20 protein-coding genes are annotated in these 11,782 nt (G+C 49.1%); 16 read left to right on the plus strand and 4 right to left on the minus strand.

Translation table 11 applies throughout. The features are described 5' to 3' along the window. The first annotated feature begins 32 nt into the window (after window positions 1–32). The 4 genes from thyX to ABEW32_RS04930 all read left to right on the plus strand — a co-directional run bounded on the left by thyX (window position 33) and on the right by ABEW32_RS04930 (window position 2,298). A complete protein-coding gene (thyX, locus tag ABEW32_RS04915) occupies window positions 33–815 on the plus strand; it encodes an FAD-dependent thymidylate synthase (RefSeq protein ID WP_430185227.1) in 783 nt (260 codons plus the stop codon). A 182-nt stretch (window positions 816–997) separates the two neighbouring features. Next, complete coding sequence (locus ABEW32_RS04920) at window positions 998–1,255, plus strand: hypothetical protein (RefSeq protein WP_430185229.1); 258 nt, start codon at window positions 998–1,000, stop codon at window positions 1,253–1,255. Between the two features lie 12 nt (window positions 1,256–1,267). Continuing rightward, entirely contained in the window at window positions 1,268–1,858 is a 591-nt protein-coding gene (locus ABEW32_RS04925; protein WP_430185231.1) for a hypothetical protein, read from the plus strand. A gap of 32 nt (window positions 1,859–1,890) precedes the next feature. Then, window positions 1,891–2,298 carry a 3D domain-containing protein gene (locus ABEW32_RS04930; protein WP_430185233.1) on the plus strand — a complete coding sequence of 136 codons (408 nt, stop codon included), beginning with the start codon at window positions 1,891–1,893 and terminating at the stop codon, window positions 2,296–2,298. On the opposite strand, the gene ABEW32_RS04935 is transcribed toward ABEW32_RS04930, so the two are convergent. Beyond that, window positions 2,282–2,677 (minus strand): hypothetical protein, encoded by a 396-nt coding sequence (locus tag ABEW32_RS04935; RefSeq protein ID WP_430185235.1) that lies wholly within the window; start codon window positions 2,675–2,677, stop codon window positions 2,282–2,284. The two genes, ABEW32_RS04930 and ABEW32_RS04935, sit on opposite strands and share 17 nt — an antisense overlap. A gap of 89 nt (window positions 2,678–2,766) precedes the next feature. Here ABEW32_RS04935 and ABEW32_RS04940 point away from each other — a divergent pair, with 89 nt between their 5' ends. The 9 genes from ABEW32_RS04940 (at window position 2,767) to ABEW32_RS04980 (ending at window position 8,876) form a co-directional block, all read left to right on the plus strand. Beyond that, window positions 2,767–4,179, plus strand: a complete 1,413-nt coding sequence (locus tag ABEW32_RS04940; RefSeq protein WP_430185237.1) for a hypothetical protein — start codon at window positions 2,767–2,769, stop codon at window positions 4,177–4,179. Next, on the plus strand, window positions 4,179–4,451 hold the full coding sequence (locus ABEW32_RS04945) for a hypothetical protein (RefSeq protein WP_430185239.1): 273 nt from the start codon (window positions 4,179–4,181) through the stop codon (window positions 4,449–4,451). The genes ABEW32_RS04940 and ABEW32_RS04945 overlap by 1 nt, the downstream gene beginning before the upstream one ends. An 86-nt stretch (window positions 4,452–4,537) precedes the next feature. Beyond that, window positions 4,538–5,038 (plus strand): nucleoside/nucleotide kinase family protein, encoded by a 501-nt coding sequence (locus ABEW32_RS04950; protein WP_430185241.1) that lies wholly within the window; start codon window positions 4,538–4,540, stop codon window positions 5,036–5,038. Continuing rightward, window positions 5,035–5,181, plus strand: coding sequence for a hypothetical protein (locus ABEW32_RS04955; protein WP_430185243.1), 147 nt, complete (start codon window positions 5,035–5,037; stop codon window positions 5,179–5,181). The genes ABEW32_RS04950 and ABEW32_RS04955 overlap by 4 nt, the downstream gene beginning before the upstream one ends. Further along, window positions 5,153–6,571, plus strand: coding sequence for a DNA cytosine methyltransferase (locus ABEW32_RS04960; protein WP_430185245.1), 1,419 nt, complete (start codon window positions 5,153–5,155; stop codon window positions 6,569–6,571). The genes ABEW32_RS04955 and ABEW32_RS04960 overlap by 29 nt, the downstream gene beginning before the upstream one ends. A gap of 1 nt (window position 6,572) precedes the next feature. Further along, the gene (locus ABEW32_RS04965; RefSeq protein ID WP_430185247.1) at window positions 6,573–6,797 is read left to right on the plus strand and encodes a hypothetical protein; all 225 of its coding nucleotides are present in this window, start codon (window positions 6,573–6,575) and stop codon (window positions 6,795–6,797) included. Window positions 6,798–6,809: 12 nt separating this feature from the next. Continuing rightward, window positions 6,810–7,730: an adenine nucleotide alpha hydrolase family protein gene (locus tag ABEW32_RS04970; protein WP_430185249.1), complete on the plus strand. Its 921-nt coding sequence runs from the start codon at window positions 6,810–6,812 to the stop codon at window positions 7,728–7,730. Between the two features lie 268 nt (window positions 7,731–7,998). After that, window positions 7,999–8,313, plus strand: a complete 315-nt coding sequence (locus ABEW32_RS04975; RefSeq protein ID WP_430185251.1) for a DUF134 domain-containing protein — start codon at window positions 7,999–8,001, stop codon at window positions 8,311–8,313. After that, on the plus strand, window positions 8,310–8,876 hold the full coding sequence (locus ABEW32_RS04980; RefSeq protein ID WP_430185252.1) for a hypothetical protein: 567 nt from the start codon (window positions 8,310–8,312) through the stop codon (window positions 8,874–8,876). Before ABEW32_RS04975 ends, ABEW32_RS04980 begins: the two co-directional genes overlap by 4 nt. On the opposite strand, the gene ABEW32_RS04985 is transcribed toward ABEW32_RS04980, so the two are convergent. Continuing rightward, entirely contained in the window at window positions 8,826–9,026 is a 201-nt protein-coding gene (locus ABEW32_RS04985; protein ID WP_242211063.1) for a helix-turn-helix domain-containing protein, read from the minus strand. The genes ABEW32_RS04980 and ABEW32_RS04985 overlap by 51 nt on opposite strands. A gap of 161 nt (window positions 9,027–9,187) precedes the next feature. On the opposite strand from ABEW32_RS04985, the gene ABEW32_RS04990 reads away from it, so the two are divergent. The 3 genes from ABEW32_RS04990 to ABEW32_RS05000 all read left to right on the plus strand — a co-directional run bounded on the left by ABEW32_RS04990 (window position 9,188) and on the right by ABEW32_RS05000 (window position 10,239). Further along, window positions 9,188–9,316, plus strand: coding sequence for a hypothetical protein (locus ABEW32_RS04990; protein WP_430185254.1), 129 nt, complete (start codon window positions 9,188–9,190; stop codon window positions 9,314–9,316). 249 nt (window positions 9,317–9,565) lie between these two features. Continuing rightward, window positions 9,566–9,781 (plus strand): hypothetical protein, encoded by a 216-nt coding sequence (locus tag ABEW32_RS04995; protein WP_430185256.1) that lies wholly within the window; start codon window positions 9,566–9,568, stop codon window positions 9,779–9,781. Further along, entirely contained in the window at window positions 9,766–10,239 is a 474-nt protein-coding gene (locus tag ABEW32_RS05000) for an HNH endonuclease (RefSeq protein WP_430185258.1), read from the plus strand. Before ABEW32_RS04995 ends, ABEW32_RS05000 begins: the two co-directional genes overlap by 16 nt. 7 nt (window positions 10,240–10,246) lie before the next feature. Here the strand turns inward: ABEW32_RS05000 and ABEW32_RS05005 are convergent, their stop codons facing one another. Both ABEW32_RS05005 and ABEW32_RS05010 read right to left on the minus strand, forming a co-directional pair. Beyond that, entirely contained in the window at window positions 10,247–10,453 is a 207-nt protein-coding gene (locus ABEW32_RS05005) for a hypothetical protein (protein ID WP_430185260.1), read from the minus strand. A 142-nt stretch (window positions 10,454–10,595) separates the two neighbouring features. Then, window positions 10,596–11,435: a DUF4393 domain-containing protein gene (locus ABEW32_RS05010; RefSeq protein ID WP_430185262.1), complete on the minus strand. Its 840-nt coding sequence runs from the start codon at window positions 11,433–11,435 to the stop codon at window positions 10,596–10,598. Window positions 11,436–11,782 lie beyond the last annotated feature (347 nt).

The raw sequence follows: 11,782 nt of genomic DNA on the forward strand, positions 1-11,782 counted from the left end.
CACAAGCACTACCACGGAAAGGAGGACGAAGAGTGAACGTTAAATTAATCGCACATACGCGGTTGTCGGACGAATTTTACGATAGCTTTGACGTATATGGCGCTTTTGGAGAATACGAATGGAACGAGCTTAATCGACTAGACGCCGCTGACGGACAGGTCGTAGCCCTCACCGCAATCCGTACGTGTTACTCACCGCTGAAGCCTGCGGAGATTATCCCGCAAGAGGGCGCTAAATACTTCGGTAACGCGGCGTCAGACGGAGAAGGAGGCACGGAGGCAGATCGCTTGTTCCGTCATATAACACGGAGCGGTCATACGTCAACTCTGGAGCACATCACATACACATTCGCAATCGAGGGCGTAAGCCGTGCGCTACTTGCGCAATTAACGCGCCACCGTCACCTATCGTTTAGCGTGCAGAGTCAACGTTATGTACGAATGGGTAGCGGGGATAAGATAGGCGGGTTCGACTACGTGACGCCTCCATCAGTTGACGATAATAAGGCGTTCGAGATGGAAGGGTGGAGCGACACAGCGCGAGGCGCCTTCGAAACGTACATGACCGCATCTCAACAAGCGTACGATGCGTTACGAGCCGCAGGCGTCCCGGCTGAAGACGCACGTATGGTCCTACCGAATGCTGCGGCGTGTAACCTCGTAATGACGGGGAACCTGCGAACACTACTCGATTTCTACGCAAAGAGACGACCAGGCAACGGAGCCCAATGGGAGATTGCGGAATTAGCGGTTAGCATCCGTGACGAGATCATAAAGGTTGACCCGTGGCTGGCTCCGTATTTTAAGGCAAAATAAAAACCGCCTAATGGCGGTGTAGTAGTTGTATAGAGAGCAATGGAGTCTAGTGGGCACCCCGTTAAAATCACAGGGAAAAGATCACTAGAAGCGGATTCAACATTTTTACTAACATAGTCGACCTCCTCTCCCTTGCTATTAAATCGTAGCATATTTTTCCTATGATGTAAAGGAGGCGTAACATGGCAGAAAAAGAAACGCGATTAGCCGAAGTCATTCCGTTCCCGAACGCAATCGCCGACGTACTCGAAGCTTGGGCGGCCGCAGCTCGGCGCGGTGAGATAACCGGCGTCATCATCGCAGGGCTAGACTCGGACCGACTCGATGGCGATACGTTAACGGCGTCAGTTGGCGTTAACTCACGCGAATACGGCGTACTTGTTAACGATTTGAACGATTCGCGGATTATCGAAACAGTTGACGTAAATTTATTCGAATAGGAGCGTGGGAGAATGGCGGAATTAAGTGGAGTAGTACGCGTAGGTAGTGCCGGCACCGTAATTTGCTACGAAGGAAAGAGCTACGTAAAAGTAGACGAGCGGGCTCGTAAGGGCGATATCGTACTTGTGAGCGGAGATATATCGAGCTACCTTCGTATTCACGAGTTTTACGGAGTCAATGCTGACGAGGACGGGGACGAGTACGTGCTGGACGCGGACGAGGATTTCTTTTATTTCAGCGAGCGAAACTACGCTGGGTTAACGGTGTTCCGGGGCGGCGTCTCTACCGAAACCCTCCTCGCAGCCCAACGCGAGGAACTCGCCAAGATCACCGCAACAATCGCCGAGTTGGAGACGAAACTAGCGGACGAGAAGACGCTGAAGGTCGGTGATTATGCGTGTCAGGTAGCAACGGGCCGAGTCGTTAGACTCACAGCAGATGATCGAAGCAGCTTACCGTATAGAGTCGTACCCGCGCTAGACTCCGACGATTCGGACTTTGGTGATCGGTGTACCGAATCACAGCTCGTTAAGCTCACACCAGCCGAAGCTAAAGCCGCAATCCTCGCGCAAGTGGAGGCGCAATTCAAGGAGGTGGCGTAGTCTCGCTAAGTGTAATCATCGCAGTAGTTACGTTGTTGAGCGGAATAAACGGCGTACCGCCTAACCTGTCGGATGACGTAAAGCAACCACCTTCGCAGGCAACAGGCAAGTCTACGAAGGTGGAAGCGGAGTGGACAACGTATGAGGCGACCGCATATACGGCGTTTTGCTCCGAGGGATGCATCGGAGTAACCGCGACAGGGCTCGACGTCAGCCGCACAGTTAAGCACCGGGGAAGGCGTATTGTAGCGGTTGACCCACGGGTTGTTCCGTTAGGTTCTCGGCTGACAATCCGTACGGCTGACGGTCGAACTTTCGAGGCGATTGCGGAAGATACGGGCGGCGCGATTAAAGGGCGTAGGATTGACGTGCTCGTGTCGTCCGAAAGGAAAGCGCGTAAATTCGGGCGGCAACGGGTTAGCGTTAAGGTGTTGGAGTAGGCGGGTTCTGCTTGGCTTTGGCGGCGGCCCTCTCCGCGAGAACAATGTCGATTATCTTGCGCGTCCGCGTTGTCTTAACGTTTCGAACTGACGTGATCCACCCCATATAAGTAACTCCCGATATTCCGATTATGTAAATGAGCAGTAGAGCAAGGGGCAGAAGATACGTATTGACCTTCATCATGAGGTTAGCTGAGAGACTCATGAAGGATGCACCAATCGTAATTAGGGCAATGATGACACCAATCTGTTTATTATCTTCTTCATCAGCCTCGTAGCCTGCCCTCATTAATTCAAGCTCTTTTGTTTTGAATCTAGCATAGTACCTCTTTGATTCCTTTAGTTTTTCTAATGCAAATCGTTCCTTTTCAGGCTTCATGGTTACCTCCGAAAATTATATTTTTATTCCTCTTACTATTTCGGATAACTTCCAAATAACTATTACATCTAGCGAAAGCGAGTGATCTTATGTTATCAAATATCACTGTACTTCCTGACGAATCCCTCGGCGGAATCGAACGCGAATATCGCGAAGTCAATCGGAAAGCGGTCACGGGTGAACGGATTAAAATCGTAAATCCGATCGCATCTTTCGGTGATTACGAAAGGGGCGACGTAATGACGGTTTATAGCACAGGTAGTGGCGGAGTACACACGGTCGAGACTGCCGAAGGTTGGGACGGCGGTGGTCACATTTTCATTGGCGACGACGAGTACGTAGTCCTCGAACTGACGGATATCGTTCACCTTCCGGTTAATGGGCGTGTTAGTGGTACGGAACGACTACGTATGGTCGATCGTAAGGCAGCGGTGGGCGAGCGTGTAATCATGACGGCGGCAACCGGGACGAGGATCGAAGGCGGGCGCTCTGTTCCCGATTATAATAACGGAGACATTTTCGAAATTGCGCGGATAAATGATGGCGCGGATTTGGCGATTAGTACCAGCGAAAAGTTGTTCTACCACCGAGAATATCACGTACTCGAATCGCTAACCGCCGCGCCACTCTTATCCGAACAGTCTGCGCAAGACCAAGCGGCAGCTACGATCAGCGCGTTAGCCTTACGATTGGACGCGTTAGAGGAAACGGTTCAACGCATAGACACGGACGTACGCGTAGCGAAAGAGGATATCGATATCATGGACGAAAGCATTGCGTATGATGTCCGAAAACTCGAAGCGGAAGTTGCTACGCTGAAGGATGCGGCGACAACGTATTTAAAGACGCAACCCGCGACGCCTACGGATGTTATCGCGTCGCTCGCACGTCACAGAACTGCGCAGCAGAACATAAAGGCTGCGAGACAACAACGCAGGGACGAAATCGTTGAGCGTGCGAAGGCTGACGTTGCGGACTTGCTATCGCACAATTACCCCGGTGCTGCTGTAGCCGGCGTATGGCTATCAGAACGCGATTGGATTACGGTTACGGATGAGTGCGAGTTCACCGTTAATCGCAAGAAGAGAACGGTTGTCGCGTTAATTCGTGAACTCGAAACTGGCAAGAAAAACGTTATCTTACGTGGGATCGCAAAGTGCGCACCGGGCGACGTATTTAACGCACACATCGGTAAGGCAATAAGCCTACGGCGCGCGCTTGGTCTCGAAGTGCCTGCGGAGTATTTGAACGTTCCGCAGCCTACGGAGGTTCGCGTGGGTGATGTCGTACGGGTATGTGGGAATGGTTCAGGTGGGCTCGGGCATTATTACGATATAGGTGACGTTGGGCGCGTGGTGGATCGCAATCAAAGTGAAGGATGGGCGGGTATATATGGTTTGCGGACTAGACAACCTAGCCGGAGTCAATACGGATATGAGCAAGGCGTACACGACGCGGACTACGAAGTCATCGACGATACAAGCGAGGAGGTGGCGGCGTAATGATCCGACTGTACAGCGAAGTACTCGTCATAACCGCAATCAACCGTAAAACAAGCGCAGAGACGTTTAGGGATTGGCGCGTAGGTGATCGAATTCGGTTTAGTACCGTTATGAAGGCGATGGCGGGTGCGTCTGGAGGTGGAGTTTACGCGTCAATGTACTGGGTCGACAATCTGACGCAGGGGACATCGACTACACGGACACAGACGAACATGAATAACGTAATTAGCGCGTTCGAGTTACGTCCTGAAAGCGAGGTGACCGCCGAATGACTACGCTCCCTAACATCGGACTTCTCGGACGCCTCCGAAGTGGAAAAGACGAAGTAGCTCGCTATCTTGCGGATAACTACGGATACATGCAATTCGCGTTCGGTAACGAACTCAAGCGTTACGCTCACGAGTTATTCGGTGAACCCGCGCCCAATGAGAAGCCGCGCGAACTCTACCAATGGTTCGGACAAACGATGCGTGAACGCGATCCGGACATTTGGGTACGTAAGTGTTTCGAAGCGATCGAGCGATATACGGTAGAGAAACGGAGCCTAGCCCGGTACTTCCGCGAGGTACCTCGTCCATTCCAGACCGTAATCTCCGACGTCCGCCAGCCAAACGAGTACGCCGCACTCCAGTCGGCCGGTTACGTACTCATCCGCGTAGAAGCTCCGGATGCCGTACGCATCGACCGCGCTATCAAATCCGGCGACGTGTTTAACTACGCTGACCTCGTGCACGATACGGAAACAGCGCTTGACGGGTACGTTGCCGACTTCACCGTGACGAACGACGGAACGCTCGGCAAGCTTCACGCGCAAATAGACGAGATTATGCACTACCTTAGCGGAGACTGGCCGGAATGATACGCGAAGCCGTAGAGGAAGCGGCTAACAACGGTTATACACGTGGATATGACGCAGGGTATGCGGTCGGTTATGCGGCCGCCCTGCGGAGTGTTTACGGGAAGGAGGACGGGGATGATGACGATAGCGAATCACACGCCTAACCCACAGGACGGTAGGTATTCGTCACGCTACTTATCTCGTAAGCGTGTCGTCAATTGGGACGAGGCTGCCTATACCGTATTAGCGAGTGCGAGAGATGCATCGTTACATCCAGGAGAACGAAAGGAGACGGTATCCATACGAAACTATGACGTAACTCCGCAATTGCCGCCGAACGGCTTAACGGTCGCCGAGCTATTCTGCGGTGGCGGCCTCATGGCAGTCGGACTCAAATCGGCAGGCTATACGTTAACCTTCGCGAACGACTTCGATAAACGGGCAGCGCAGGCGTATGCGCATAACATCGGCGACCACGTTGTGTGTGGAGACATAACGAGTGACGAAGTACAGGCGCAGATACCTGACGCTGACATTATCGCAGGCGGACCGCCATGCCAGGATTATAGCGTTGCTGGGTCTGGAGCTGGCGAAGAGGGAGAGCGCGGTAAGCTCGTATGGACGTACCTCTCGATTATCGAACGTAAGCAACCGAAAGCATTCGTATTTGAGAATGTAAAGGGTCTGAGTTACAAGAAGCACCGTCACACGCTTGACGTGTTACTTCAGCGGTTTGACGAGATCGGCTATAGCGTGTCTTGGAAGTTAATTAACGCATGGGACTACGGCGTAGCGCAGAAACGAGAGCGTGTGTTTATCGTGGGTATTCGTAAGGACTTGGGATTTACGTTCGAGTTTCCGGAGCCGACTGCGGAAGAGTACCGGACGCAGGTGCTGCGCGATGTGATCGGAGATTTACCAGAGCCACATGGTAAACAGCTATCGGAAAAGGCGCTGGATTACATGGAGAGAGACTCACGCCATTACCAGAAGCACAAGCCTGCTGAGTACAATAAGCCTGCCCCTACGCTTCCGGCAGTATTGCATAAGGGAGTACCCTATGGGCTATTTTTTCCGGAAAACCATAATGAACCAAAATACACATCGGTAAGCCCATCGAAGCATGACAATCCTAGTTCGTGGGACGAGCCAGCTAAAACGGTAGTTGCATCAACTACGGGTGGAAAGAACGCATTCTATCCGGATAACCACGAAGGAGGTGTTCCTACTAATATTTATCCAGGCCATACAGGGACGACAATTGAGGAAGCGGCAAAGACTATCACATCTGGTGGGAATAGTGTCGGCGGCGGAATGAACTGTTTGCGTCCGCTTGATTATCCAAGATCAAAACCACGCCGCTTTACCGTCCGTGAGTGCCTGCGAATCCAATCCGTACCCGACCGGTACGTGTTACCGGACGATATTTCGTTATCCGCACAGTATCGCATCGTTGGTAACGGAGTCGCATCGCGCGTCTCCTACCTAATCGGAGTCGCGCTGGCGGAGCAACTTAACGCAGCCTTGGCGCAGGATTTGCAGGAGGTGGCGTGATATGAGCGCCTTCGACCGTTTCCAGCCGCCAGGCCTACGCGATGAACCGCGCATCTCCGCTTACTGCGCTCGGTGTGGCGGTGAGATTTACGTAGGCGATGAGGTAACCGGTGTATATGACCCGGAGCCTATCCTCGTACACGCTGCGTGCGAACATGCTTGGATCGAGACTAACGTAGTACACGAGCGCGGCGTTGCGGGCGAGAACGGAGAAGCTCGTAGTTAAAGGAGGGATTTTATGGACGTTAAGCATATCGTAATGTACTCAGGTGGTATCGGTAGTTGGGCAACAGCTCGGCGCGTGGCAGAGCAGCACGGTACAGGAAATCTAATTTTATTATTTACGGATACCAGCATAGAGGACCGTGATTTGTATCGTTTTTTAATTGAGACGTCGGCAGATATTTTCGGAATAGATATACCGAGAGAATTGGTTGCAAGGTGCGATGGTATCCCCGATATAAGTACGGAGGAAGACATACGTCTTCGTAAGATACTCCTGCCACAGATTGCGGCGGAAACGATGTACAGAATACCTGGCGTAAAGTGGATTGCAGATGGGCGAGCTCCCTGGGATGTTTTCAGACACAAGAAGTACATCGGTAACTCGCGTAGGGCACAGTGCTCGCACGTTCTAAAACAGGAGCCAGCTGACCGGTGGGTTCGCTCGGTGTTTGATAATGAAAGGGGAGCAGTCATTTATCTCGGCATTGACTGGACGGAGGTGCATCGAACCGAGGCACCTATAAAAAACTGGTCCCCGTACCGAGTAGAGTTCCCAATGTGTGATGAGCCTTACCTAGATAAGGAGGACATGCTCAAAGTACTGGATCAAGTAGGTATACAACGTCCGCGCCTCTATGAGATGGGGTTTTCGCATAACAACTGTTCAGGACTGTGTGTTCGCGCAGGACAAGGACACTGGGCGAGAGTGCTCGATAAACTCCCCGCTCAATACGCATATCAAGAGCGAAAAGAGCAAGAAATGCGTGAGTTTATCGGTAAGAACGTGTCCATGCTCAAGCAGGTACGTGGGAGGACCACCTATAGTTTAACTTTAGCAGAGCTACGTAAGAGAATCGAAGAAGGAGCGGAGATTGACGTTATGGATATCGGAGGGTGTGGGTGCTTCGTCACCGACAGTGAAACTGCGGCTTAGTATTCGCAAAACTCAACTTATGAATAATTCACAATAGATTAGCGGCGGTTTCGACGTACTTGTACGTTGATGCCGCGCTCATTACGGAAAAAGGGAGGCGTTAATTATCGGACACGTAAAGATAGACATCGCAAAATCTGACCGCAGCTACGCGGTAAAATACGCACTCAACGACGCGGCGGGGGTACGTTCCCTCCTCCGTGACCGTCACCGGATCAGCTCCGCACGATTTAGAGGCGATACGGCGGCCAGCGATATCCTAATCGACTTGCATAGCGCTATTAATTCGGCAGACTTAACGGAGAGGCAGACGGAAGCTATTGCGTGGGTCTATGGCGTTGACCTTACGCAAGAGAAAGCGGCGGCTATTATGGGGATCGCCCGCCCGACGCTAATCGAACATATCGAAACGGCGGAGGAAAAGATTGCGGAAGTTTATCGGCGTTGGGATTACGGAGATATCGAAGTGGAATACGACGCGTCCGCACTCATCCCACTACTAAACGAACAGGAAAGCGCAGAGTTCTTGCGCATTCATAAGGGTATCGAGATCGAAGATGAATATACGGAGGAATGCGCATGATTATCGACTACAAAGTGAAATTTGCGGAGGATGTTACGGAACTGATTGCGGAAGATATCGCGGACCGGGACGCGAGGATGGCGGCTGTTAGCGCACTCACCGAGGACTACGTTATAAGATACGGAGAGTACCCCGACACAATACAGCTTGAGCGCCTGACCGATTATATTTTACACGAGGAACTAACGAATACCGACCGGATGAAAGCACGCAATGACGAATATCCGTTTTTATCTGAGCGACAGTTTGAGCGGAGACGTGAGCGCGAGGTACCGTTAGAAGTAGCGGAAGAATACGGGGCAGACGGACGTAACTACCGCTTACCTAAACGCAGAAAACGAAGCATCAAGGAGCTTATTTTCGTAGACGAGCACGCTAAAATACGTAACAAGTTACGCGCAGCCAGATACCGCAGGGATACGGCGCCGGGGCCGGTAGTTACGTATAATCTTAACGAGACTGGCGGAGAGCTTACGGAAGAGTTTACGCAATGTGTCTGTATTATTGACCGTCTACCGGAGCGTGAGCAATTCGTCGATGCCGACGTCCAAATAGCTGCATAATTTCGCGAGCAGATCGCGCGGATAACGCTCCATTTCGTCATTGTACATCGTACGTACACTTTCGAAGCGGTAGTCGATATCACGCGCTATTTGGCGTACCTTTATGCCGCGTGCGTCTGCGATAGCCTTTAAATTCGAGTGAATGAGCAATATTCCCGCCTCCTTAGAGAGAAATAAAATGAAATCTTGTCTTCAGTATAAATTGACTCGAAAAAAGTGTCAAATAGTTATTGACACCTTAAACGAGTCATGGTATTATAGGTATATAAGGATGACACGTTAAAAGAGTCATCGGAAAGGAGAAACGCACTATGAAAGATTGGGTAAACCTGATTACGGCAATCATACAACTGGCTACAGCACTTGCTATCTGGAAAACACATCGCCGTAACAAAAAGAAAAAAGGAACCAATAAACGACGCGGTCGGCGCAGACGTTAACGATTCCTTGGTAGAGGGCGGCTTACACAGCGCCTTCTATCCCCAATCATAACACAAGAGTGAAATAAAATAAATCTCACGAACTCGTATTAAGAATTGGAGGTAATCGTATGGAGTTAGTATCGTGGGTCATAAGTATTGCAGCCCTGGTCGCTTCGGTTATAGTATTGATTATAGTGATTCGGAACAAATAACGGAGGTTTAACGCCGCGGATATTAAAAGGTATCGGGCATATGGAGGATCTAAAGATGAGAACATGGGAACGAGTAGGATATACGGTCGAAGAGGTTGAGTTTGATCACGATTTGCACGAATTTAACGTAGTACAGTCCGGGGAGATAATCGCAACAATAACACCCGCCGACTTGGATAATATGGACGCTATTATCGAATCATTGGACGCAGGGGATGACGTGAACGGATGGGAAGATGGAAATGGTAACCTAGTATGCCTAAACGTATAGACCTGGTCGGGAAAAAATTCGGAGAGCTTACCGTTATCCGATTGAGTGACAAGAAACTTGAAAACGGAACCCGACTATGGGAGTGTATATGCATCTGTGGAAATAAGGCGTACGTATCCGGAGTAGCTTTGAGAGCCGGATACTACAAAAGCTGTGGCTGCAAACGCGTCGAAAAACGAGACATAGGCGTTGCCAACCATATAAAAGCGGATACCGTTGACGGCACACGAAAATCGGCTCTTATAGCCAGTCTACACAAAGGCAACAAGAGCGGAATAAAGGGCGTTCGGTATAATGAGCAACGAAAGAAATGGACGGCGCATATTGGGTTTCAAGGAAAACAGATTAATCTAGGTTACTTTGACAGTAAGGAAGACGCGATAACTGCAAGAAAGCGCGGCGAAGAGAAGTACCATAGACCGGTGCTAGACGCCGATTATAACTATAAATCGCACTAGGCCGGAGTTATTCCGGCTTTTTTCGTGCGTCCTCGGTCTTAAATACGTATACTTCGCGCATAAAATACGTTCCCGCTATCTTTACGCTTTCAGGCGTGTACCTTTCGATCACACCTCCGTAATCTACGATATGACCGTCTTTTTCGTAAACTGTAACACGTGCTTGGGTAAGTGCTGCGGCTAGTAAATCTACGTCAGTAATTAGCGTTTTCATACGGAAATAATTCGACGGATTGGCGTAGATTCCTGCATTATGTACGTAAGAACAGTGCAATATAAAACGCCTATTTCGCGGAGAATGTCCGTTGAATAGGCGTTTTAAAACTAATAAGACGATTATTTTTCGAGTTTATTGATTAGTCTCCGACTTCATTACAAGCTCTAAGAAATTTCTGCCCGAAATCGGTTATAAAATAAAGACCCCGCACGAAGCCGGTTTCGTAAAGTGTTGGGTCGAGGTTATTTTCTTTAGTCATGGATTCGAAAAAGAAATCCTTTTCACTTTCAAGAGATGCCTCAAGCTCGACATAAGCTTTTTCTTCATTAGTTTCCATACGTCCTTCAATTTTCTCTAAAATGCCGAGTCCCGTGAGATTATGAATATAAAGATTAACATTCTCCGGGAAATTCAGTTCACACATGTCAGATAATGCGGTGTATGTTAGATCGGAAATAAATCTACCATTTAAACTTCTTATTGAATCAACAATTATGTTAACAGCAGGAATAACAAATTTATTATTTTTATATAGGTAATTCAAAATTAAAGCTTCATCATAAGATAAGCAACTAATAGAGTGAATAAATCCAGGATGGGCAAGTGCAACTGTTTCTTTCGAGGCTCCTTTTGCTAGAAGGTTGACGTACATCTCATTAATCTCACTATTAGAAGTGTACGACATTTTTTCTATTATAGGGACAAAGAGCTCTAGAGGAATTTCTATTCTCTTTTCTTCGTCAATTTTACCTAACTCGATTTCAAGTTTTCTAATGTTATGTTCAAAAATTAATTTTTGTTTGTGATTCCAATGGTTTAATCGAGTTGTTACAGAGTTTAAAACTCCAGTTAGAGTCCCTAGAAAGCTTCCTATATTTCGCGCAGCCGGTTGGGCTAAGTCCTTATATGCCTCTTTGACTACCTCGGGTGGTAGAACCGATATATTCAATAGGTTATCAGTCTCATTTTGTTCACTCATTGTCGGCCTCCATTATCTAGTTTAATATACAAATTGCACACATGAAGTTTCCTGTCTCGGTCTTATCTAACTTATCGTAATCTCTTTCGTCGGACGGGCTACATGCAGTTCTTTACTATAATCTAGGCATTTCAACAGTATAAGAATGAATATTGACAGTAAGTATACACATCAAACGTAGTCCTTTCGTAGTGATTTAATCTAATAATTCGACAAATTGGTGCAGATTTCCTGCTCCTTTTTGCGTTATTTTAACGTTTTACCCTACATTTTTCGTGATTTTGCGGCTATACGTTATGAGGAAGTAGAACGTTGCGGGTACACTCCACGCGCCCTTACGTTAATTC

It is taken from the genome of Paenibacillus jamilae, assembly GCF_050482105.1.
Classification (GTDB): domain Bacteria; phylum Bacillota; class Bacilli; order Paenibacillales; family Paenibacillaceae; genus Paenibacillus; species Paenibacillus jamilae_B.